Source organism: Microbacterium sp. CJ77 (assembly GCF_002911615.1).
Taxonomy (GTDB): Bacteria; Actinomycetota; Actinomycetes; order Actinomycetales; family Microbacteriaceae; genus Microbacterium.
Genome location: NZ_PQBR01000025.1, coordinates 243,853 through 266,271 on the forward strand (window position 1 = coordinate 243,853; position 22,419 = coordinate 266,271).

Here is a 22,419-nt window from a genome sequence, read left to right on the forward strand (position 1 = left end):
ACCGCGAGACATTCTGCGGTGCGCCATACGCACCGAGCCGGCAACGCTTGAGAGAGTGGACGCGAACGTCGCCGGACCCGTCCGGTCGCCTTCGCCGTGAGACCAGGAGTGTCATGATCGCGTCTCGTCGACTCCGCCGTGGATCGACTCGATCCGCCCGCCGCCCAGCGGTCGCCGCAGCCGTCCTCGTCGCGCTGCTCCTGACCGGCGCGGTCGCGAGCCCCGCCCTCGCCGTTCCGGACGCGGATGGCGCGGGGGTGACGGACCCCGCCGGACCCGCGACCGAGGCGACGATCGTCGAGATGCTGCACCAGGGCGGGCTGTACGGCGGGCACGTGACGATCGATCCCGCCACCACCCCTTACCCCACGAGCGGAATCACGAACTTCCGGCCGGTCGAGACGGCGCAGATCGTGCTCGACGACCCCGGCGTGCCCGGGCGTCAGGACCTGCTCACGTACTGCATCGACCTCACGACAGAGACCGAGATCGGTGTGCACTACGAACTGGGCGACTGGACCGAGGCGAACGTGCCGAACCTGTCGTACGTCACGCACATCCTCGAGAACTACTATCCGGCCGTGCCCGGTGCGCCCTCGACGGGCACCGACGTCGAGAAGGTGCAAGCCGTGCAGGGTGCGATCTGGTACTTCACCGACAGCTTCGTCGTTCCGACGTCGTACCCGGCCGAGCACAACGCGATCAAGGCGATCGTCGACGCGACACTGGCCGCCGTGAACGGCCCGCCACCCGCACCCGCGCCGGCGCCCGTGCCCCCGACGCTGACGCTCACTCCGGACGCCGCGGATGCCCCGACCACCGGCCAGCTCGTCGGTCCGTTCGCCGTCGGGGGCAGCGTCGCGTCCTCCACCCTCAGTACGTCGGGCGTCGAGGTCTTCGCCGACGCAGCCGGCACGATTCCCGTCCTGCCCGGCGACAGCGTCGCCCAGGGCGCCGAGCTCTGGGCGCATCACGTCTCGCCGACCGCCACCGAGGGCTTCGCCCTCTCGGCCGTCGAGTCGGTCGTCGGGGGGAACGTGTTCCTCTACGACGGTGGCAACCCGGGGCGTACGAGCGCGCAGAAGTTGATCCTCGCCGTCCAGGCGAACGTTCCGGTGCGCGCCGCCGCCGCGATCACGCCCTTCGCGGCCGGGACACTGCAGGTGGACGTCGTCGTCGCCGGGGCCGCGGCGGGACGCCAGTCGGCGGTCACCGTCGAAGCCCGGTGCGATACGGGCGGGACCCTCACGACGGCGGCGGGGACCGTGCCCGCGGGCAGCGCGGCCGCGACCTACGACGCGATCACGATGACACCCCTCGCGGCGGGCACCGTGTGCACCGTGACGACCACGGCGAGCGGCGCGAACGCGACCGCCGCGCTCGCGCGTTCCACGACGGTTCCGACCTCGGTCACGATCGCCGATCTCGCGACGGGCACGATCGTCGTCACCCAGGACTTCGCCCTTCCTGAGCCGACGCCCACCCCCACACCCACGTCGACCCCGACCGGCACCCCCACCCCGTCGTCGCTGCCCGATACCGGCGGCGCGGCCCTGCCGTGGGCGGTGCCGATCTCGCTCCTCGCGGGCGGACTGGCGCTCGTGCTTTTCGCGCGTCGTGCCCGAACGTCGCGGCGCACGGGCTGACCGCGCGGCACACGGGGTGCAACCGCGCACGGGCTGAACGAGCGCGTGCGGAGCAGGCGCGTGCGGAGCAGGCGCGCCGAGGTCAGTCGGAGGCGTCCTTCAGCCGCGCCTCGAGAAAGCCGCGGACATCATCGAGTTCGGCCTGCGAGACGCTGTGCGTCAGGCCCGGATAGACCGACCCGCTCAGGGTGCTGTGCCCGGGCAGCCACGCGGTCGTCTGGGCGATGAGGGGTTCGGGGATGACGTCGTCGTGCGTTCCCCTCCCCCAGAAGACGGGCGGTCGAGTGGCCGCGAGGACCTCGTCGCCCGGCAGGGTTCCCGTACTCGCGTACCCGCTGAGATTGACCGCGAACGCGAACCGCTCGGGCTGCAGCCGCAGCGCCTGGAGGGCGATCGCCGCGCCCTGCGAGAAACCGAGGAGCCCGATCGAGGTCGCCCCGCCCGCATGATCGTCGAGCCAGGCGCAGAGCCGCTCGGCGGCGCGCGTCACGGTGGCGGAGTCGCGGCCGTTGAGTCCATCGAGGGCGTACCACGAGTAGCCCGGGGCCGGCCAGGGCGGCGACAGGGGTGCGCGTGGCGCCGCGAAGACGAAAGCGGGCGGAAGGTGGGGAACCAGGCCGAACAGGTCGCGCTCGTCCGACCCATAACCGTGCAGCAGCACCAGCAAGGGGCGCCCGGTCGGGGCATCCGACCACAGCGCGGCGTCTGGATCGAGGTGCGGCGGATCGAGGGCAGGTGGCTCGGGCGACATGCCCCTATCCTGGCAAACCCCGCGGACACGACGAAGGAACGGTGTCCCGCACGGGGCTGACGATGCTCTGCGGCCGCCACTTCCGCCACATCCGTCCCAGGGATCCTTCCTGATGTACGGGCTGGCGCGAGCGCCTGAGGTATACAAGAGACATGCCGGTGCGCACCCCAGACCCCGATCCCTCCGAAGACGACGGCCCCGATGGGCGCGATCGGTTGAGCGGCATGGGCGCATCTTTCGGGCGTTCGAGCGATCCGCGCGACGACGGCTCCTTCGGTTCGCCGACCGCGGGCAGCGCGGCGAACCCCGGATGGCTGAGCGAGGTCGAGCTCGCCGAGGCGCGGCGGCGGCTGCCGATGCTCTACGTCGAGGCGGTACCGGTGCGGACGGATGGCGTCGGCTCGGTCATCGAGGTCGGCATCCTGCTGCGGGCCACCCCCGTGGGCGAGATCACCCGCTCGCTCGTCAGCGGTCGCGTGCGGCACGGCGAGACGGTGCGCGACGCGCTCTTCCGTCATCTCGAGAACGACCTCGGCCCCATGGCCTTCCCCCTGCTCCCCCCTCAGGCGACGCCCTTCACCGTCGCCGAGTACCTGCCGATCCCCGGCATCACCGCCTTCCACGACGATCGTCAGCACGCCGTCTCGCTCGCCTTCGTCGTGCCCGTGACGGGAACGTGCGAGCCGCGACAGGACGCGCTCGAGGTCACGTGGATGTCGCCGGAAGAGGCCGCGTCGGACGCGCTGGCCGCCGAGATGGAGGGCGGCCGCGGCACGCTCGTCCGTCTCGCGCTCGCGAGCGTCGGCGCCCTGCGCTGAGCGGGAGCGAATAGCGGATGCCTCAGAGCCCCCTCCTCGTCGAGTTCGCCGTCGCTCTGCCCGTCGCGCTCGCGTTCGCGTACGCCGTCGCGTGGGTCGTGCGCAGGCTCTTCGGGCGTCGACTGCGGCTGAGCTTGACCACGATGGCGCTGATCTCGCTGCTCGGCATCAGCGTCGGGCTCTTCATCGCGGGGCTGTTCTTCTATGGTCAGTACCTCTGGATGCCGACGACGCTGCTGCTGGCGTTCGGGTCGAGCATCGGGCTCGCGTTCGTCGCGGCGGCTGTCGCGGCGCTCGTCCGACCGGACTACGGCGACGTGGATGTCGCGGCGGTCCTCGCCGCGGGCGAATCGGATCAGGTCGAGTTCAAAGAGACCGCCCGGTGGAATGTCCGCGAGAACAAGAAAGACCCGCGGATGGAGCTTGCGATCGCCAAGACGGTCGCCGCGTTCCTGAACAGCACCGGCGGCGTGCTGGTGATCGGCGCGAGCGACGACGGCGTCGTGCGCGGGCTGGAGCGTGACCTGGCGACGCTGCGGACACCCGATCACGACCGGTTCGAACTGTGGCTGCGCGACCTGTTGTCGGCGTTCGTGGGTCGCAACGCGGCCGCGCTGCCGCACGTCCAGTTCGCGACGCTTCCGGATGCGGGAACGGTGTGCGCCCTCAACTGCCCGCCGTCGCCGAAGCCGGTGTTCTTGACGTCGCCGCGCGATGGCGGGCCCGTCACGGACCTGTGGGTGCGGGTCGGCAACTCCACGCGTGCACTGGGCGTGCACGAAGCGGTGGACTACGTTTCGCGGCACTGGCGGCCGACTCTCGCGTCGCTCGTGACGGGTCGGCCCGGAGGACGCTGACCCTGCAGCGTTTCCACGATGAGGCCGCGGGCGGGCATTCGGCTGGGCGCCGTTTCCGTCCGGAGCTGTGGATGCGTTCTCGTTGCGGATAGCTCGTAGCGGTATTGTTCGTCCTGATCGGGCGGCACCCGCTACGCAACACCCGATCACCGTCATCCGCCCGCGGTTGGCTCGTGCAACTCATCCTCGTTCCGCGCATACCCGGCGCGGTGCGAGGCGGAAACCGCGCCGCCCTCGTCGGGGGGCCGGACGCGTGCGTGCGTGGCGGAAGATCGGGCGATGGTGCTTCCTGGCCGGGGTCCGGAAGCGGAGAGACGGGATCGTGCACATGACCACGCAGAACGCGGGAAACGAGCAGGCGGGCGACGGCGCATCGGCCTTCGACGAGCTGATCGGTGGAGCCGGGGCGCAGGGCGACGTCCTCTCGTTCACGACGGCCTTTCGTGGGTATGAGAAGCACGAGGTCGATGCCGCGATCTCGACCCTCACGGCGCGTCTGCATGAGCGTGGCGAGCGCGTCTCGGCGCTCGAGGCGCGGATCCGGCGCGGCGAGAAAGCAGCCACGACCCGCAGTCGCGAGCTGACGCAGGCCCGTCAGTCGATCGAGCAGCTCGAGGCCGATCTGCGTGAAGCGCAGGCGAAGTCCGCCGAGATCGAGCAGCAGGTGCAGGCGCTGAGTGACGAGCTGGTCGGCGCGACGTCCGAGGCATCCGAGGGCCGTCAGCAGTTCGAAGAGATCCTGCGCGTCGCCGAGGGGCAGGCGAGTGTGCTGATCAAGAACGCGACCGTGCAGACCGAGCGACTGCTCGAATCGGCGCGCGAAGAGATCCGGACGCGGCGACGCGAGGCGGAAGCGGATGCCGAGGCGATCCGATCGCAGGCCGAGAGCGATGCCCAGCAGGCCCGTCTCCGCATCGAGACCGAACTGACGGCGCACGAGGCGATGCTCGAGCGGGAACGCGCGCACGCCGCCGAGAAGGTGGCACAGGCCGAGCAGGAGGCCGCCGCGATCCGCACCGAGGCCGAGAAGGGCGCCGCCGCGTTGCGGGCCCTCGTCTCGCGCGAGACCGCCCAGGACCGTGCCGATGCCGAGGCAGCGGTCCGTGAGATGCGGGCGCGCGTGCTCGAGTTCGAGGAGTCGCTGACGCGGCGTCAGGATGACGCGCAGCAGGAGTTCCTCGTGCTGCACAACCAGGCGGTCGCCCACGCGGAGCGCATCACGCAGGACGCGAACGAGCAGGTCGCGGCATCCCTCGAGCACGCGCAGCGGATCTCGGCGAAGGCCGAGGACTACGAGCGGCTCGCGAGGGCCCAGGCGGCGCAGGTCGAGGCCGACGCGAACGTGCGTGCCAACGAACAGCTCGATCGGGCGCGCGACAAAGCGCAGCGCATCATCGACATGGTCACGACGCACTCGGTCGGCGTGCTTCGCGACGCCGAGGACCGCACGCGTCAGCTGCGGTGGCAGCAGCACGAGATGTCGAGCTTCATGGCCGGCGTCAAGGAGCTCATCCGCGGCGAGGTGCCGCTGGACGACGATCATGATGCCGAGGACGAGGATGCCTCGGCGGGCGGTGTCGCCGAGACCGATACCCAGCCCGAGCCCGAGCCCGAGTCCGAGCCCGCGCCCGCGCCTGAGCCTGAGCCTGAGCCTGAGCCCGAGGTCTCGTCCCAGAAGTCCTGACGGGCCGACCAGCGCCCCCGGGTAGGTCTAGACGGCGCTCGTGACCCGCGCGATGTCGGCGACGAACGCGTCGATGTCGGAAGGCTCCGTGTCGAACGAGCACACCCAGCGGACCTCGGATCGCGCAGCATCCCAATCGTAGAACCGCACCCGCTCCCGCAGCTGGTCGGCAGCGCCCGCGGGCAGCGTCGCGAAGACGCCGTTCGCCTGCGTCGGCTGACTGAACGCCACGCCCCGGATCGAGCCATCCTGGATGCCCGCCTCGATGCCCGCGCGCAGCCGCGCCGCCATCGCGTTGGCGTGCGCGGCGTTGCGCAGCCACAGGTCGTCCTCGTACAGCGCGATGAGCTGCGCCGAGACGAACCGCATCTTCGACGCGAGCTGCATGTTGAGCTTGCGCAGGAACTTCAGGCCCTCGGATGCCTCGGGATCCAGCACGACGATCGCCTCGGCGAGCATCGCTCCGTTCTTCGTGCCACCGAGGCTCAGGACGTCGACTCCCGCATCCCGGGTGAATGCGCGGAGCGGCAGCCCGAGGGACGCCGCGGCGTTCGACAGGCGCGCGCCGTCCATGTGCAGCCGCATCCCGAGTCCGTGCGCGTGGTCGGCGAGCGCGCGGACCTCGCCCGGCGTGTAGACGGTGCCGAGCTCGGTCGACTGCGTGATCGAGACGACGAGGGGTTGTGCGCGGTGCTCGTCACCCCACCCCCAGGCCTCGCGGTCGACGAGTTGGGGGGTGAGCTTGCCGTCCTCGGTCGGCACGGTGAGCAGCTTGATGCCGGCGACCCGCTCGGGGGCGCCGCCCTCGTCGACGTTGATGTGCGCGCTCGCGGCAGCGACGACCGCACCCCACCGCGGCAGCATCGACTGCAGCCCGACGACGTTCGCGCCCGTTCCGTTGAAGACGGGGAACGCCTCGGCGCCCTCGCCGAATCGGTCGGCGATGACGTCGTTCAGGCGTGCGGTGTAGGCATCCTCTCCGTAGGCGACCTCGTGGCCCTCGTTCGCTGTTGCGATCGCGGCGAGAACGTCGGGGTGGATGCCGGAGTAGTTGTCAGAGGCGAAGCCGCGCACGGCGGCGTCGTGGAGTCGAGTCACGCTCTCAGCCTAGATCGGGAGATGCGGAGCTCAGGCGTCGCTCAGGCATGGGCGTCAGGCATCCCCGCGGATGCCGGTCGTCGACGCGATGACCGGCGCCATCTTGCGGTCGAGGGCCTCGTAGAACATCGACAGGGGGAACTCGTCGTCCATGACGGCATCCGTGAAGCCCTTCGGCGGACCGATCAGGATGTCGCGCGGCAGCCCCGCGGCCCAGATTGAGCCCGGGTGGGGTTCCAGCACGCTCCGGATCAGGTCGTACGCGGCCAGCCAGTGCGCGGTCTTCGGGCGGTCGATCGAGCGCCAGTACAGCTCGTCGATCGCGTCGCCGAGGGCGACGACAGCGGCGGGCACTTCGTCCCAGTCGAGGGCGAGCTGTGTGTCGGTCCAGTGCAAGACCCCGCGCTGGTGCAGCCACGCGAACAGCAACTGGCCACCGAGCCCGTCGTAGTTGCGCACCCGCGAACCGGTGATCGCGAACCGGAAGATGCGGTCGAAGATCACCGCGTACTGCACGAGCTGGGCGTGCTCGAGCGTTTCCGCGTCGGTCGTTGCCTGCTCCTGGGGTCCCGTCTCGCTGAGGCGCCTCTCGATCGCGACGCACTCGCGGAACGCCGTCAGGTCGCACCGCAGTTCTTCGAGCGAGTACAGGAAGTACGGCATCCGCTGCTTGATCATGAACGGGTCGAAGGGCAGGTCCCCGCGCATGTGGGTGCGGTCGTGGATGATGTCCCACATCACGAACGTGCGTTCGGCGAGGGCCTGGTCATCCAGCAGGCGAGCGACCTGCTCGGGCAGCGCGAGGCGGGTGATGTCGGCCGCCGCGCGAACGACCCGGCGGTAGCGGGCCGCCTCGCGATCCTGGAAGATCGCGCCCCACGTGAAGGTCGGGACTTCGCGCACCGCGACCGTTTCGGGAAAGAGTACGGCCGAGTTGGTGTCGTAGCCGGGGGTGAAATCGATCAGGCGCAGCGAGACGAACAGGCGATTCGCGTAGTCGCTCGCCTCGAGCTGTGCGATGAACTCGGGCCAGATCGTCTCGACGATGAGAGCCTCCACAAACCGGTTGCTCGACCCGTTCTGCGTGTACATGGGAAAGATCACGAGGTGCCGCAGCCCATCGACGCGGTGCTGCTGCGGCTGGAACGCGACGAGCGAATCGAGGAAGTCGGGGACGCCGAAGCCATCCGCCGCCCAGCGTTCGAAATCGGTGACGGATGCCTCGAGGTACGCCGAGTCGTGGGGAAAGAGGGGTGCGAGCTCGCGGATGGTGCGCACGATCGTCGCGACCATCCGAGCGGCCCGGGCGCGGTGCGCGGGGTCGGGGATCGAGCCATCGTGTGCCTGGATCGCCTGGAGTTCGGTCGCGGCGTCGCGGAGCGATATCCACGCGTCGCTCGTCTCGACGCCGCCCAGGGAGCCATCGAGCAGTGTCGCGTCCATCGTCATGACCTTCTCCGTTCCGTGCCCTCGCATCTCTCGGACGAGGCACACGAGGATTCTAGGAAGACATACCGCAGATGCGCTGAATGCCAGGAAATATTCCTGTTGCTATGCTCGCGGCATGGAAGAAGAGGACGTGGTGACCCATCCACCGACCCTGGATGACCCGGTCGATCTGATGATCGTGCGCGAGATCTCGCGCGACGCCCGCGCCACGCTCGCCCAAATCTCGGAGGCGGTCGGCCTGTCGGTCTCGGCCGTGCAGGCGCGCATGCGTCGGCTCGAAACACGCGGCGTGATCGCCGGCTACCGCGCCGTGGTCGATGTCGAGGCCGTCGGAAAGCCGCTCGCAGCGTTCATCGAGATCACCCCGCTCGACCTCGCGCAGCCCGACGATGCGCCCGAGCGGCTCGAGCACATCACCGAGATCGAATCGTGCCACTCGATCGCGGGCAACGCGGCCTACATGCTCTTCGTCCGGGTCGCGTCGCCGCGCGCGCTCGAGACGCTCATCCGCCGCATCCGCGGAGTGGCCTCGGTGAGCACCCGCACGACCGTCGTGCTGCAGACGTTCTACGAGAACCGCCCGATCCTGCCCGCGTGAGCGCTGCATGGGGTCCAGCGCGAGATACATCCGCAGACGGATGCCTCGGCTCCCACGCTCCCGTAGCGTGACAGGCGTGTTCCGCCCGCTCAAGCCCTACCAGATCGCCATCGACGTAACCGCGGCGGTGTTGGTGGTGCTGGCGGCACTCGCTCTCGACGTCGTGCTCGCCATGATGCGGATCGAGGGCTCGGTGGGAGAACGCTTGCCGCTCGCCTGCATCGTTCTCGTTCTCGTCGCCGCGCTCTCGCTGCGGCGGGCATCGCCGGGACTGGCGCTCGCGGCGGTGTGGGTCGCGGCGCTGATCCAGATGGCATTCGGGATGCCGCCGCTCGTCGTGGACATCGCGATCTTCGGTGTCCTCTACGCGACCGCAGCCTATGGATCGCGCGTGGTGATGTGGTTGGGGTTCGCCTCGGGAATCGTCGGGGCGACCCTGATCTCGATCTATCTCATCGTTCCGCCCCTGCTGCGCGGCGGCTGGAGCATCACGGACGTCCTCGGCCAGTCGTTCGTCGCCGGCCTGGCGCTGTGGGTCGCCGCGACCTTCGCGCTGCTGCTGTCGTGGACGGTCGGAGCCCTCGTACGGACGGCCCTCCGGGCGCGCGCGAACCGTGAAGCGCAGATACGGGCGCAAGAGGACGCGATCGCCGAGCATCAGCGCACGACGATCGCCCGCGATATGCACGATGTCGTCGCCCACTCGCTCGCGGTCGTCATCGCGCAGGCGGATGGCGCCCGCTATGCGTCGGCGACGGACCCGTCGGCCGCGGCATCCGCGCTCGGCACGATCTCGACGACGGCGCGCGCGGCGCTCGCCGATGTGCGCCTGCTGCTGACGCAGCTGCGGCACAGCCAGGCCGACGGACCGCAGCCGACGCTCGCCGATCTGGAGGGGCTCTACGCACAGGTGCGCGCGGCGGGCGTTGCCCTGCGCGTCGACGTCGAGCCCGTGCCGCGGACGGATCCCCCCGCCGCGGTTCAGCTCGCGCTCTACCGGATTCTGCAGGAGGCGCTCACGAATGCCCTCCGACACGGCGCGGGTGGCGATGTCTCCGTGGCCCTCGCCTGGCACCCCGAGCGCGTCGACCTGACCGTCCGCAACGGCATTCGCCTGTCGCAAATGGCGGGTGATGCGCACGCCAACCCGCCACATGTGACAGGCGACGATGCCTCCGGCCCGACGGCGGCGCAGGGGCAGGGCCAGGGCCACGGGCTGATCGGCATGCGCGAGCGGGCGCAGCTCGCGGGCGGAACGCTCGCGGCCGGGCGGGCGGGTCACGAGTTCGTCGTGAACGCTTCGATCCCGTTCAGTATCGCTCCGTCGGGCGGGCCGTTCGCCCGCGCAGCGGGGGAGCCGGCGTGATCCGTGTCGCACTGGTCGACGATCAGGCGCTCTTCCGGGCGGGCATCCGCATGCTCGTGGACTCCCAGCCGGACCTCGAGGTCGTCGCCGAGGCATCCGATGGGCGCGCGGCGATCCGTGTCATCGGCGAAACCCATCCCGACGTCGTGCTCATGGACATCCGGATGCCCGTGCTCGACGGCCTCGGTGCGACGGCCGAGATCCTCGCCGATCCCCGATATTCCGGCCCCGACCAGTCCGGACCGCCGCGCATCGTGATGCTCACCACGTTCGACCTCGACGAGGCGGCCGCGCGTGCCATCCGGGGCGGGGCGAGCGGCTTCCTGCTGAAGGACGCGGACCCCGAGTTCCTGCTCGCGGCGATCCGCACGGTGCACGCGGGGTCGGCCGTGATCGCCGCCTCCGCCACCCGCGAACTGTTCGCGCACTTCGCCGAGTCCCCGCGTCCCGTTCCGGCGTCCTACAGCGGGCTCACCGACCGTGAACGCGAGATCTTCGCGCTCGCCGCGCGCGGGCTCAGCAACGGCGAGATCGCGGGCCGCGAGTTCCTGTCCGAGGCGACCGTGAAGACCCACATCAGCCGTATCCTCGCCAAGCTCGGATTGCGCGACCGCGTGCAGCTGGTCGTCTTCGCGTTCGAGCACGGGCTCGCCTGAGCCGACCGGCCGGGCCGCCTCCGCGCGCCGGATTCGTCGCAGCGACCACACGAACGTCATCCCTCAGACGGATGCCGCGGCTACCTGCGACGGACGCGCTCCGTACCGCGCGATCCATAGCGTCGAAGACATGCAGATCTCCTCAACAGACCTCGGGCTCGCCGCCCGCGTGCACAACCTGTCCAAGTCCTACGGATCCGGCGAGGGAACGGTGCGGGCGCTCGACGATGTCACCGTCGGCATCCGTCGCGGTGAGTTCACGGCGATCATGGGGCCGTCCGGTTCCGGCAAGTCCACGCTCATGCACGTCATGGCCGGGCTCGATGCCCCGACCTCGGGTCGCGCGTGGATCGGCGACGTCGAGATCACGGGAGCCTCCGACCTCGACCTGACGATCCTGCGGCGGCGCCGGGTGGGCTTCGTGTTCCAGGCCTTCAACCTGGTGCCCACGCTCGACGCTATCGGTAACATCATGCTGCCGTTCGATCTCGACGGTCGGCGCCCGAGCGCCCTCGAGCGCGCCCGGATCGATGACCTCGTCGAGACCCTCGGGCTGAGCGCCCGCCTGCGACACCGGCCGCATCAGCTGAGCGGCGGCCAGCAGCAGCGCGTCGCGATCGCCCGCGCGTTGGCCACGGCGCCCGACCTCGTGTTCGCCGACGAGCCGACCGGAAACCTCGACTCGCGCTCGGGGCGCGAGGTGCTCGCGCTGCTGGCGGCGGCCGCGCGCGAGCACGGGCAGAGCATCGCGATGGTCACGCACGATCCGATCGCCGCGAGCCACGCCGATCGCGTGCTGTTCCTGGGTGACGGACGCATCGTCGCGGACCGATCCCGACAGACGGCCGAGCAGATCTCGGCGCACATGCTCGCGACCGAGCGCGCCGATGAACGGGCCGCGGAGAACGCCGCGGGGCGAGCGCACGAGCACGAGCAGGGGGTGTCGGCATGACGCGTCTCGCATGGCTCCGCGAACGCGGGATGGGGGCGAGCATCCTCGTCGCCGCGCTGTCGAGCGCATTCGGGGTCGTCCTCATCGCGGCGACCGGATACATCGGAGCGATCCTGCTCGCGGACAGGTTCATCGGCGAATCCGAAACGCTGGCGATCGTCGTCGGCATCCTCACCGTCCTCCTGGTCGGTGTCGCCGTGTTCGTCGCCGCGATCGTGACGGCGAACACGTTCGCGACGATCGTCGCGGGCCGGGTACGCAACATCGCGCTCATGCGGCTGATCGGCGCCTCTGCGCGATCGCAGCGCGCCGAAGTCGCCCGTCAGGGTCTCGTCGTCGGGGTCATCGGAGCGTTCATCGGCCTGCTCGTCGGCACCGCCGTCGCCGCGGCCGGAATCTCGATCGGGGATGCGTTGCTGGATGCCCCGAGGGCTCCGTTCGCGCTGGTGCAGCCGACGCTGCTGCTGCCCGCCGCGATCGTCGCGGTGACGACCTGGGCCGCCGCCTGGACGGGTTCACGGCGCGTCCTGTCGGTCACCCCCCTCGAAGCGCTCGGTGGCTCGGTGGAGCGGGCCCACTCGGAGCTCGTGCGGCGACCCGGCCGCAATGTCGCCGCGATCACCCTCTTCGTCGTCGGCGGTGCGCTCCTCGCCCTCGGGATCGTGGCCGGGCTCGTGACGCCGCTCGGTGTCGTGATCGCATTCCTCGGCGGTCTGCTGTCGTTCACAGGCCTCGCCCTCGGGGCCCATCTCGTGATGCCGCCGGTCCTGCGACTCGTCGGGCGCGCCTTCGGTTCGTCTGCGACCGCCCGGCTCGCCGCCGAGAACGGGATGAGGCATCCGGAGCGCTCGTCGCGCATGGCGATCGGCGTGGTCATGGGCGTCACCCTGGTGACGATGTTCGCCGTCGCGATCGCCTCGACCAAAGCCGTGCTCACCGCCACCGCGGGCGGCGAGCTGCCCGAGTTCATGGCCTCGCTGCTGGATACGTTCTCGGTCGTCATGATGGCGCTCGTCGGGGTGTCCGCCGTCATCGCCGCCGTCGGACTCGTGAACCTGCTCACGATCGGCGTCGTGCAGCGCCGCCGTGAGCTCGGACTGCTGCGTTCGCTCGGCCTGTCGAACGGTCAGGTGCGCCGCATGATCCTGTTCGAGGCGGCGCACGTCACGATCGCGGCACTCGCGCTCGGCCTCGTGCTCGGTGTCGTCTATGGGTGGGCCGGCGCGCAGTCGCTGCTCGGGTCGGTCCCCGTCATCCCGGGCGGGGCGGCCGCAACACTGGTTCTGCCCGCGCTGCCGATCGCGCCCATCGCCGTCGTCATCGGCGCCACGGCCGTGCTGACCCTGGTCGCCGCGGTCGTGCCGACGCGGCTCGCAACGAGGGTTGCGCCGGTCGAAGCCCTCGCCGAGTAGGGCTCAGGCGGTGTGGCCGGGCTCGGCCGCGGACGTGGCCTCGACGTCGTGGGCCCACGACGGCGCGAGCGAGCGGATGCGCTGGGCCCGCCACTGCCACGCGGCCCACAGGCCGGGCCAGAGCAGGGGAGCGGTCGGGCCGCCGATCGTCAGGCGCTCGCGCCAGAGGGTGCGGGAGGGGTCGCCCGGGGCGGGCGCAACGGCGAGCTGGTGGTCCCAGACGTCCAGCGACGCGAGCGGTCCGGTGAGCGGAATGCCGCTGTCCCGGAAGATCCGTACCTCGCCCCGCGAGTCGCGCGTGATCCGGTCGCTCGCGTGGATGAGCTGTCGCCCCATCGGCACGATCCCGGCGAACGACATGTCGACGACGGCATCCGTTCCCGGCTCCCACCGCGTCGGCAATCCGCCCGTCTCGGCGGACTCGAGGCGGACGAGCGAGCCGTACAGCTCGGCCACCGCGCGGGGCGAGTGCAGGGCACGCCACGCCGCATCCGCGTCGCAGTCGATCACGAGCTTGAGCAGGATGCGCATGTCCCCAGTGTCGCACCGGTGCCGCCCGTCCGGCGTGTGCGCAGCGGAGCCCGTTGCTGAGCTCGTCGAAGCGACTTGCGTGGCGTGCGCGGGGCCGGCTCAGCGCTCCCTCATCGCGGCGAGGCGCTCGGCGGGCGTGATCTCGCGCTTCTCCCACCGGAACAGGTGACGCTCGTCGAATCGCGGCGCACACTTCACACACGACGCGGCCCGCGTCGGCTTCCGATGCCGGTACGCGACGTGGCCGGCGGGGCAGAACCCCACCCACGGTGCGAGCTCGGTCGCCGTCTCACCCGCGTGCGTCGTGCCGCCGACGTAGCCCAGCTCGCGGGCCACCTGTTTCCACCGCTGCCCGTGCCCGGCGGCCGGCCCCGCGACCGCGTGAGCGACCTCGTGCAACAGCGTCTGGTGATTCGTGTCGTCGTCGTACCGCGCCGACAGGTAGCGCGAAACGCTGATCCGCTTGCGCGTGTAATCGCAGAGCCCCGCGCGGCGTTTGGCGTTGTCGAACCCGAACGACCACGAAGCATCCAGGTGGAGCGCGATGAGGGCTTCGGCCCAGGTGCGCACGCGTTGCAGATCGGACATGTCGAAAACCTAAACCGTCCCTACGACATCGGATGCCGCGCGGTCAGACGCGCCCGTTGCACCGCACCGCTGCGCGGTGACTCAGCTCGCGACCGACGCCCGGGCGCGACGACGGTCCGCCGCATCGACGGCGAGCAGCGTCGCCTCGAGCTGCTCATCCGGGGCGCCCGATTCCTGGCGCAGAAACAGGGCACGTTTGAAGTCCCGACGCGCGGCCTCGTAGTCACCGGCGTCGTAGTGCACCTTGCCGCGGTGCTGGTACGAGAACGCGGCGATCGCGGACCAGCCCTGACCCTCGGCCTCGCCGGCGCAGGTCGTCAGTTCGTGTTCGGCCGCGGCGTACGCGCCGCGCCACTGCTGCACGGTCGCGTGCAGGATGCGGGCGCGAAGCAGGTCCTTGCGCGTGCCGGCCATGCGGGCGACGCGCACCGACTCGTCCGAGACGACACTGGCGTCTTCGAGGCGGTCGAGCACCTTCAGCAGCCAGACGCGCTCGAGCAGGGCGGGCAGGCTGCGCTGATCACCGAGCTCCAACAGGCGTTCCCGGCACTCGTTCGCGTCGACGATTTCACGCAGGGTGTCGGGGTCGTACCCGTGGATATAGCTCATCGTGACCTCCTCACCGCGTGTTTCGCCTCTCCAGTGTGCAACGGTTCGGCGTACAACCGGCCGTGCCGCGCCGAGCGTGCCGAGGCTTGCCGCACGTTGTTCGCTCAGCGATCGAACAACGACGAGGACGGCGCCGGAGAATCGGTGGCGTCGGCATCCGTCGTCGCCGAAACCCCCGCGACGAATGCGTCGAGCTCGGCGCCCTCGGCGACCTTGGCCGGGTGCGGGCCCGCTGCCATCAGGCGGGGCAACCACGCCGTCGGGAGTCTGGCGGCGGATGCGGCGATCACCAGGTTGCCGAAGCGTCGACCTTTCAAGACCTGCACCTCGGCGAGCACGATGACGTTGGGCAGCACCTCGCGCACCGTCGCGACCTGGCGGCGCGCATAGCGCAGGCCGGGTCCGTCGGCGACGTTGACCAGCAGCACGCCGTCCGGGGCGAGGACGGCCGCGGCCGCGCGGTAGAACTCGACCGAGGTCAGATGCGCGGGGGTCTGCGCCCCGGCGAACACGTCCGATACGAGCAGATCGACCGTGCCGACGAGACCCACGGGGAGCCGCCCGAGCACGGCGCGTGCGTCGCCGATCCGCACCCGGATCGATGCGCCACTCGGCAGCGGCAGTTCGGCGCGCACGAGATCGACGAGGGCGGGCTCGATGTCGACGACCTGCTGACGCGATCCCGGTCGCGTCCACGCGATGTATCGCGGGAGGGTCAGCGCTCCGGCGCCGAGGTGCACGGCGGTGAGGGGTTGCCCCGGCAGCTTGAGTCGGTCGATGACGGCGCCCATGCGGGCGATGTACTCGAAGTGCAGGTGCGTGGGATCGTCGAGATCGACATGGGATTGCGGGGTGCCCGCGACATCCAGTTCCCATCCCGTCGTGTACGGCGAGGGCACGACGCGGGCGATCGAGCCGTCCGAGAGCCGGGTCGAGGGGGCGGATGCCTCGGCATCGCCATCTCGCTTTCTGCTCACCCGCCCACGCTAGCCGAGCGGGGCGCGCGAGACCCGCGCGAGCCACCAGCGAGAATGGTGCCGTGCACCCCGTGACAGCCGCATCCGTGGACCTGAACGCCGACCTCGGCGAGACGGTCGACGGAGCGCCCACGGCCGACGACGAGGCGATGTTCGCGGTCATCTCGAGCGCGAACATCGCGACCGGCGGGCACGCCGGGGACGCTTCGTCCATGCGCCTGGCGGTCGAGCGCGCCGCGCGGTACGGCGTCGCGGTCGGCGCGCATCCGTCCTACCCGGATCGCGGCGGGTTCGGCCGCGCCGCGATGGACCTCGCACCCGCGGAGCTGACGGTCGTCGTCTCGGGCCAGCTCGCCGCGCTGCGCGCAGCAGGGGCCGACATCCGCTACGTCAAGCCGCACGGGGCGCTGTACCACGCGGTCGGGATGGATGCCGATCTCGCACGGGCGCTCGTTCGGGCGGTCGTGGACCTCTCGGACGCCCTCGGCCGCGCCGTGCCGGTCCTGGCGTTGGGCGCTGCGGCGGCCGAGGCATCCGCCGCTGCGGGGCTGCCCTTCGTGCGCGAGGCCTTCCTCGATCGCGGATACACGCCCGGCGGCGAGCTCGTGCCGCGGGGGATGACGGGGGCGCTGCTGCATGATCCGTCGGTCGTCGCCGAGCGGGCCGTGCGGCTCGCGCGCGACGGCGTCGTCGAGGCGATCGACGGGACGCTCGTCGTGGCGGACGCGGCCTCGCTGTGCCTGCACGGCGACACGCCCGAGGCGGTCGCGATGGCCCGGGCCGTCCGTGCCGCCCTCGATGTCGCCGGGGTCGAGGTCCGCGCCCCGTGGTGAGTGCAGCCCGTGGTGAGCGCAGCCCCATGGTGAGTGCGTCGCGGACCCTGCGGATCCTGCCCATGGGGGAGCGGGCGCTGCTGGCCGAGGTCGCCGGCCTCGCCGACGTCCTGGCCCTGCACGCCGCGCTCTCCATCTCGGCCTCCGCCTTCCCGGGGATCGTCGACCTCGTGCCCGCCGCCCGCACGATGCTCGTGCCGTTCGACCCCGCCCGAACCTCCGCGGCGGCGGTGCGGGACGTGATCGAGCGCGCGTGGTCGCAGGCGACGGATGCCGCGGCACCCCCGTCGCCCGCCGACCCGATCACGCTCGATATCGCGTACGACGGCCCCGACCTCGCCGAGGTGGCCGAGATGCTCGGGCTCGGCCCCGGCGAGCTGGCCGAAAGGCACGAGCGCGCCCCGTGGACCGTCGCGTTCACGGGTTTCGCGCCGGGCTTCGGGTACCTGACGAGCCCCGCGTGGACCTTCGACGTGCCCCGTCTCCACGTCCCGCGCACCCGCGTGCCGGCGGGCGCGGTGGGCATCGCCGGCGCCTTCTCGGGCGCCTACCCGCGCGAGACTCCCGGCGGGTGGCGCCTGATCGGCACGACTACCGCAGCCCTGTTCGATCCGGCCGCCGCGCGCCCGGCGCTTCTCAGGCCGGGCGATCGCGTCCGCTTCCGCAGTATCGGGCGTCCCTCGGTCCGCGCGACGCCCACCGCATCCGTCGTCCCCGCAAGAACCGCGGGCGAGGCCGAATCCCCGGCGATCCGGGTGGTCGAGCCCGGCCTGCTCGCGACGGTGCAGGATCTCGGGCGTCCCGGCCATGCCTCGATCGGGGTGGCCCGATCGGGTGCCCTCGACCGCGAATCGCTCCGTATCGCCAACCGTCTCGTGGGCAACGCCGAGGGACGGGCCGGGATCGAGGTCGCCCTCGGGGGCTTCCGGGCGGTCGCGGCGCGCGATCTGTGGATCGCCGTCTCAGGGGGTTCGGGTCCGCTCACGATCGACGGTCGCCCGGTCGGCACACATGTCGCGCGCCCCTGGCCCGCGAGGTCCGAGCTGCGGATCGGATGGCTCGAGCACGGCGCGCGCGCCTACCTCGCCGTGCGCGGCGGCATCGTCGCGGACGAGGTGCTCGGATCGCGATCGACCGACACCCTCGCGGGGCTGGGCCCGGGCCCGCTCCGAGCCGGCGGATCGCTCCCGGTGGGGCGCGCGCCGCGCGACCCCGTCCCTCCGCTCGATATCGCGCCCTGGGGTGCGCCGCCCGACCACCTCGAGCTCGAACTCGCGCCGGGCCCGCGCGCCGACTGGTTCGAGCCGTCCGCCCTGCGCGCGCTGTTCGAATCCGTGTGGACGGTGTCGCGCGACGCCGACCGGGTGGGCGCCCGGCTGGACGGTCCCGAGCTCGTGCGCGCCGTTCCGGGCGAGCTGCCGAGTGAAGGCATGGTGCCGGGCGCCCTGCAGGTGCCGCCGGGTGGGCGTCCGACCGTTCTGCTCGCCGATGGACCCGTCACAGGTGGTTACCCCGTGATCGCGGTCGTGACGGATGCCTCGCTCGACGCCCTCGGGCAGGCCCGCCCGGGCACTCGCATCCGTTTCCGTCACGCTCGCTCGCACGCCTGACGCACCTCCGCCGCCCTGTGCGGGTGCTTGGGGCGTCGGATTCGCGTTGGGGCGCCGGAACTCGCGCCCCAACGCGATGCTGTCGCCCCAGCCCCCCGGCGGCGGGTGCAGGGCTGGGGGAGGACGCGGGTGCAGGCCCGGGTATCTGGACGGGTGCAGAGCCGGGGAATAGGAAGAGGCGCGCGCGGTTATACCGCAGGAAGCAACACTCGTCAAGAATCCGACTGGACAGTCGGCCGTTCGCGACGTATAGTTGTTGTTTGCGCTCCTAGATTCCCCCTGCCCTCATATGGTGGTCGGCTGTGCCTGTGTGCCCCCCGCGAAAGCGGCGTGCGGCCCTCTGGTTTCGGGGAAGGTGAGCGATCCACCCACGACGAGGAAACACGAGCCCTTCTGGGCCCATGGAGGTTTTTCCCTTGGCCGCTGCGCGCAACGCATCCACCACCACTCCCAAGACCGGTCGCGGAGCATCCCGCCTCTCGTTCGCGAAGATCTCTGACACGCTGACGGTCCCCGACCTTCTCGCGCTGCAGACCGAGTCCTTCGACTGGCTCGTCGGCAACGACGCCTGGAAGGCGCGCGTCGCCGAAGCCAAGTCCGTCGGTCGGACGGATGTCCCGGAGGTGAGCGGCCTCGAGGAGATCTTCGAAGAGATCTCGCCGATCGAGGACCTCTCCGAGACGATGCAGCTGTCGTTCACGAACCCCTACCTCGAGCCCGAGAAGTACTCGATCGAGGAGTGCAAGGAGCGCGGCAAGACGTACGCCGCCCCGCTGTACGTCGAGGCCGAGTTCATGAACCACCAGACCGGTGAGATCAAGACCCAGACCGTCTTCATGGGCGACTTCCCCCTGCAGACCGGCAAGGGCACGTTCATCATCAACGGCACCGAGCGCGTCGTCGTCTCGCAGCTCGTCCGCTCGCCCGGTGTCTACTTCGACAAGACCCCCGACAAGACGAGTGACAAGGACATCGTGTCGGCGCGCGTCATCCCGAGCCGTGGCGCCTGGCTCGAGTTCGAGATCGACAAGCGCGACCAGGTCGGCGTGCGCATCGACCGCAAGCGCAAGCAGTCGGTCACGGTGTTCCTCAAGGCCCTGGGCCTCACGAGCGAAGACATCATGACCGAGTTCGCCGGCTTCGACTCGATCGAAGAGACGCTCGCCAAGGACACGATCGTCACCAAGGAAGACGCGCTCCGCGACATCTACCGCAAGCTCCGTCCGGGCGAGCAGGTCGCCGCCGAGGCCGCGCGTGCGCTGCTCGACAACTTCTACTTCAACCCGAAGCGCTACGACCTGGCCAAGGTCGGTCGCTACAAGATCAACCAGAAGCTGGGTCTCGACGAGCCGCTCTCGGCCTCGGTCCTGACCGTCGAGGACGTCGTCGCGACGATCAAGTACCTCGTCCGTCTGCACCGCGGCGACGCGACCTTCTCGGGTCTGCGCAACGGCAAGCCGGCCGAGATCCGCATGGACACCGACGACATCGACAACTTCGGCAACCGTCGCATCCGCGCCGTCGGCGAGCTCATCCAGAACCAGGTCCGCACGGGTCTGTCCCGCATGGAGCGCGTCGTCCGCGAGCGCATGACCACGCAGGACATCGAGGCCATCACCCCGCAGACCCTGATCAACGTGCGCCCCGTCGTCGCCGCGATCAAGGAGTTCTTCGGAACGTCGCAGCTCTCGCAGTTCATGGACCAGAACAACCCGCTCGCGGGTCTGACCCACAAGCGTCGCCTCTCTGCGCTCGGCCCCGGTGGTCTGTCGCGTGAGCGTGCCGGCGTCGAGGTCCGTGACGTCCACCCCTCGCACTACGGCCGCATGTGCCCGATCGAGACCCCGGAAGGCCCGAACATCGGCCTGATCGGATCGCTCGCATCGTTCGCGCGCATCAACGCCTTCGGCTTCATCGAGACCCCGTACCGCAAGGTCGTCGACGGTCGCGTCACCGAGCAGATCGACTACCTCACGGCCAGCGAAGAGGACGACTTCATCGTCGCCCAGGCCAACGCGCCCCTCAAGGGCGACGGTCATTTCGTCGAAGAGCGCGTGCTCGCCCGCAAGAAGGGTGGCGAGGTCGACCTCTTCCACCCCGAAGAGATCGGGTACATGGACGTCTCGCCGCGCCAGATGGTGTCGGTCGCAACATCCCTCGTCCCCTTCCTCGAGCACGACGATGCACAGCGCGCCCTCATGGGTGCCAACATGCAGCGTCAGGCCGTGCCGCTCCTGCGCAGCGACTCGCCGCTCGTCGGTACCGGTATGGAGGGCTACGCGGCCATCGACGCCGGTGACGTCGTCACGGCAGAGAAGGCCGGTGTCGTCATCGAGGTGTCGGCGGATGTCGTGACGCTCCAGCTCGACGAGGGCGGAACGCAGGAGTACTACCTGCGCAAGTTCGACCGCTCGAACCAGGGCACGAGCTACAACCAGCGCGTCATCGTCTCGGCCGGCGACCGCGTCGAGGTCGGCGCGGTCATCGCGGACGGCCCGGCGACGGAGAACGGCGAGCTCGCGCTCGGCAAGAACCTGCTCGTGGCGTTCATGCCCTGGGAGGGTCACAACTTCGAGGACGCGATCATCCTGAACCAGAACCTGGTGAAGGACGACACCCTCTCGTCGATCCACATCGAGGAGTACGAGGTCGACTCGCGCGACACCAAGCTCGGCAAGGAGGAGATCACCCGTGACCTCCCCAACGTCGCGCCCGACCTGCTGAAGGACCTCGACGAGCGCGGCATCGTCCGCATCGGCGCCGAGGTCCGTCCCGGTGACATCCTCGTCGGCAAGGTCACGCCCAAGGGCGAGACCGAGCTGTCGGCCGAGGAGCGCCTGCTCCGCGCGATCTTCAACGAGAAGAGCCGCGAGGTCCGCGACACGTCGCTGAAGGTCCCCCACGGTGAGCAGGGCACGATCATCGCCGTCAAGGAGTTCAACGCCGAGGACGGTGACGACGAGCTCGGTTCGGGCGTCAACCGCCGCGTCGTCGTCTACATCGCCCAGAAGCGCAAGATCACCGAGGGCGACAAGCTCGCCGGTCGTCACGGCAACAAGGGTGTCATCGCGAAGATCCTGCCCGTCGAGGACATGCCCTTCATGGCCGACGGCACCCCCGTCGACGTCGTGCTCAACCCGCTCGGCATCCCCGGTCGCATGAACTTCGGTCAGGTCCTCGAGACCCACCTCGGGTGGATCGCGAAGCAGGGCTGGAAGGTCGAGGGCACCCCCGAGTGGGCCGCCAAGCTGCCGCAGGAAGCCTTCGAGGCCGCCCCCGGCACCAAGGTCGCGACCCCGGTGTTCGACGGTGCGAGCGAGGCCGAGATCCAGGGCCTGCTCGACGTCACGATCCCGACCCGCGATGGCGACCGCCTGATCGACGGCACCGGTAAGGCGCTGTTGTTCGACGGCCGCTCGGGCGACCCGTTCCCCGCGCCGGTCTCGGTCGGTTACATGTACATCCTGAAGCTGCACCACCTCGTCGACGACAAGATCCACGCGCGTTCGACGGGCCCGTACTCGATGATCACGCAGCAGCCGCTGGGTGGTAAGGCGCAGTTCGGTGGTCAGCGATTCGGTGAGATGGAGGTGTGGGCCCTCGAGGCCTATGGCGCCGCCTACGCACTGCAGGAGCTCCTCACGATCAAGTCCGACGACATCCTCGGCCGCGTCAAGGTGTACGAGGCCATCGTCAAGGGCGAGAACATCCAGGAGCCCGGCATCCCCGAGTCCTTCAAGGTGCTGATCAAGGAGATGCAGTCGCTCTGCCTGAACGTCGAGGTCCTCTCGGCGGACGGCACGGCGGTCAACCTCCGCGACACGGATGACGAGGCCTTCCGCGCGGCGGAAGAGCTCGGCATCAACATCTCCAGCCGGTTCGAGTCGTCGTCCATCGACGAGATCTGACCCTTCGACAGGTTCAGGGATCGTCCCGATTCCGGCCCGACTCACGTAACTGACTTAAAGATTCGACACAGGAGAA

Annotated in this window: 19 protein-coding genes; 12 read left to right on the forward strand and 7 right to left on the reverse strand. The window is 70.3% G+C overall.

The window, feature by feature from the left end; translation table 11 throughout:
• The first annotated feature begins 113 nt into the window (after window positions 1-113).
• Entirely contained in the window at window positions 114-1,646 is a 1,533-nt protein-coding gene (locus C2868_RS17525) for a thioester domain-containing protein (RefSeq protein ID WP_181003490.1), read from the forward strand.
• Between the two features lie 82 nt (window positions 1,647-1,728).
• Here C2868_RS17525 and C2868_RS15920 read toward each other — a convergent pair whose 3' ends face one another.
• Entirely contained in the window at window positions 1,729-2,397 is a 669-nt protein-coding gene (locus C2868_RS15920; RefSeq protein ID WP_100809873.1) for an alpha/beta hydrolase, read from the reverse strand.
• Window positions 2,398-2,549: 152 nt separating this feature from the next.
• On the opposite strand from C2868_RS15920, the gene C2868_RS15925 reads away from it, so the two are divergent.
• From C2868_RS15925 to C2868_RS15935, 3 genes are all read left to right on the forward strand, one after another.
• The gene (locus C2868_RS15925) at window positions 2,550-3,215 is read left to right on the forward strand and encodes an NUDIX hydrolase family protein (protein WP_100809874.1); all 666 of its coding nucleotides are present in this window, start codon (window positions 2,550-2,552) and stop codon (window positions 3,213-3,215) included.
• A gap of 17 nt (window positions 3,216-3,232) precedes the next feature.
• A complete protein-coding gene (locus C2868_RS15930; protein WP_100809875.1) occupies window positions 3,233-4,072 on the forward strand; it encodes a helix-turn-helix domain-containing protein in 840 nt (279 codons plus the stop codon).
• 328 nt (window positions 4,073-4,400) lie between these two features.
• Window positions 4,401-5,756 (forward strand): cell division initiation protein, encoded by a 1,356-nt coding sequence (locus tag C2868_RS15935; protein WP_146048094.1) that lies wholly within the window; start codon window positions 4,401-4,403, stop codon window positions 5,754-5,756.
• A 27-nt stretch (window positions 5,757-5,783) separates the two neighbouring features.
• On the opposite strand, the gene C2868_RS15940 is transcribed toward C2868_RS15935, so the two are convergent.
• Both C2868_RS15940 and C2868_RS15945 read right to left on the reverse strand, forming a co-directional pair.
• Window positions 5,784-6,854 carry a low specificity L-threonine aldolase gene (locus C2868_RS15940; protein WP_100809877.1) on the reverse strand — a complete coding sequence of 357 codons (1,071 nt, stop codon included), beginning with the start codon at window positions 6,852-6,854 and terminating at the stop codon, window positions 5,784-5,786.
• A 54-nt stretch (window positions 6,855-6,908) separates the two neighbouring features.
• A complete protein-coding gene (locus C2868_RS15945) occupies window positions 6,909-8,303 on the reverse strand; it encodes a DUF6421 family protein (protein WP_100809878.1) in 1,395 nt (464 codons plus the stop codon).
• A 151-nt stretch (window positions 8,304-8,454) separates the two neighbouring features.
• Here C2868_RS15945 and C2868_RS15950 point away from each other — a divergent pair, with 151 nt between their 5' ends.
• From C2868_RS15950 to C2868_RS15970, 5 genes are all read left to right on the forward strand, one after another.
• Window positions 8,455-8,901: an Lrp/AsnC family transcriptional regulator gene (locus C2868_RS15950; RefSeq protein ID WP_103663578.1), complete on the forward strand. Its 447-nt coding sequence runs from the start codon at window positions 8,455-8,457 to the stop codon at window positions 8,899-8,901.
• Between the two features lie 76 nt (window positions 8,902-8,977).
• Window positions 8,978-10,267, forward strand: a complete 1,290-nt coding sequence (locus C2868_RS15955; protein WP_100809879.1) for a sensor histidine kinase — start codon at window positions 8,978-8,980, stop codon at window positions 10,265-10,267.
• The gene (locus C2868_RS15960) at window positions 10,264-10,923 is read left to right on the forward strand and encodes a response regulator transcription factor (RefSeq protein ID WP_100809880.1); all 660 of its coding nucleotides are present in this window, start codon (window positions 10,264-10,266) and stop codon (window positions 10,921-10,923) included. Before C2868_RS15955 ends, C2868_RS15960 begins: the two co-directional genes overlap by 4 nt.
• A 130-nt stretch (window positions 10,924-11,053) precedes the next feature.
• Entirely contained in the window at window positions 11,054-11,875 is an 822-nt protein-coding gene (locus tag C2868_RS15965; RefSeq protein WP_100809881.1) for an ABC transporter ATP-binding protein, read from the forward strand.
• A complete protein-coding gene (locus tag C2868_RS15970; RefSeq protein ID WP_232711101.1) occupies window positions 11,872-13,287 on the forward strand; it encodes an FtsX-like permease family protein in 1,416 nt (471 codons plus the stop codon). The genes C2868_RS15965 and C2868_RS15970 overlap by 4 nt, the downstream gene beginning before the upstream one ends.
• 3 nt (window positions 13,288-13,290) lie before the next feature.
• Here C2868_RS15970 and C2868_RS15975 read toward each other — a convergent pair whose 3' ends face one another.
• From C2868_RS15975 to C2868_RS15990, 4 genes are all read right to left on the reverse strand, one after another.
• Window positions 13,291-13,818, reverse strand: a complete 528-nt coding sequence (locus tag C2868_RS15975; RefSeq protein WP_100809882.1) for a hypothetical protein — start codon at window positions 13,816-13,818, stop codon at window positions 13,291-13,293.
• Between the two features lie 99 nt (window positions 13,819-13,917).
• Entirely contained in the window at window positions 13,918-14,406 is a 489-nt protein-coding gene (locus tag C2868_RS15980; RefSeq protein ID WP_100809883.1) for a SprT-like domain-containing protein, read from the reverse strand.
• A gap of 81 nt (window positions 14,407-14,487) precedes the next feature.
• Window positions 14,488-15,015, reverse strand: coding sequence for a hypothetical protein (locus C2868_RS15985; RefSeq protein ID WP_100809884.1), 528 nt, complete (start codon window positions 15,013-15,015; stop codon window positions 14,488-14,490).
• Between the two features lie 104 nt (window positions 15,016-15,119).
• Window positions 15,120-15,992: a spermidine synthase gene (locus C2868_RS15990; protein ID WP_100809885.1), complete on the reverse strand. Its 873-nt coding sequence runs from the start codon at window positions 15,990-15,992 to the stop codon at window positions 15,120-15,122.
• 62 nt (window positions 15,993-16,054) lie between these two features.
• On the opposite strand from C2868_RS15990, the gene pxpA reads away from it, so the two are divergent.
• The 3 genes from pxpA to rpoB all read left to right on the forward strand — a co-directional run bounded on the left by pxpA (window position 16,055) and on the right by rpoB (window position 22,343).
• Window positions 16,055-16,825, forward strand: coding sequence for a 5-oxoprolinase subunit PxpA (gene pxpA / locus C2868_RS15995; protein ID WP_232711102.1), 771 nt, complete (start codon window positions 16,055-16,057; stop codon window positions 16,823-16,825).
• The gene (locus C2868_RS16000) at window positions 16,819-18,435 is read left to right on the forward strand and encodes a 5-oxoprolinase/urea amidolyase family protein (protein ID WP_258034466.1); all 1,617 of its coding nucleotides are present in this window, start codon (window positions 16,819-16,821) and stop codon (window positions 18,433-18,435) included. The genes pxpA and C2868_RS16000 overlap by 7 nt, the downstream gene beginning before the upstream one ends.
• Before the next feature lie 416 nt (window positions 18,436-18,851).
• Entirely contained in the window at window positions 18,852-22,343 is a 3,492-nt protein-coding gene (rpoB, locus tag C2868_RS16005; protein WP_103663581.1) for a DNA-directed RNA polymerase subunit beta, read from the forward strand.
• The last annotated feature ends 76 nt before the right edge of the window (window positions 22,344-22,419 follow it).

Coding starts and splice junctions, on each gene's coding strand:
- C2868_RS15965 (WP_100809881.1), top strand. CDS start 11,054: ATGCAGATCTCCTCAACAGACCTCGGGCTCGCCGCCCGCGTGCACAAC.
- C2868_RS15925 (WP_100809874.1), top strand. CDS start 2,550: ATGCCGGTGCGCACCCCAGACCCCGATCCCTCCGAAGACGACGGCCCC.
- C2868_RS15970 (WP_232711101.1), top strand. CDS start 11,872: ATGACGCGTCTCGCATGGCTCCGCGAACGCGGGATGGGGGCGAGCATC.
- C2868_RS17525 (WP_181003490.1), top strand. CDS start 114: ATGATCGCGTCTCGTCGACTCCGCCGTGGATCGACTCGATCCGCCCGC.
- C2868_RS15920 (WP_100809873.1), bottom strand. CDS start 2,397: ATGTCGCCCGAGCCACCTGCCCTCGATCCGCCGCACCTCGATCCAGAC.
- C2868_RS15935 (WP_146048094.1), top strand. CDS start 4,401: ATGACCACGCAGAACGCGGGAAACGAGCAGGCGGGCGACGGCGCATCG.
- C2868_RS15930 (WP_100809875.1), top strand. CDS start 3,233: ATGCCTCAGAGCCCCCTCCTCGTCGAGTTCGCCGTCGCTCTGCCCGTC.
- C2868_RS15985 (WP_100809884.1), bottom strand. CDS start 15,015: ATGAGCTATATCCACGGGTACGACCCCGACACCCTGCGTGAAATCGTC.
- C2868_RS15945 (WP_100809878.1), bottom strand. CDS start 8,303: ATGACGATGGACGCGACACTGCTCGATGGCTCCCTGGGCGGCGTCGAG.
- C2868_RS15975 (WP_100809882.1), bottom strand. CDS start 13,818: ATGCGCATCCTGCTCAAGCTCGTGATCGACTGCGACGCGGATGCGGCG.
- C2868_RS15980 (WP_100809883.1), bottom strand. CDS start 14,406: ATGTCCGATCTGCAACGCGTGCGCACCTGGGCCGAAGCCCTCATCGCG.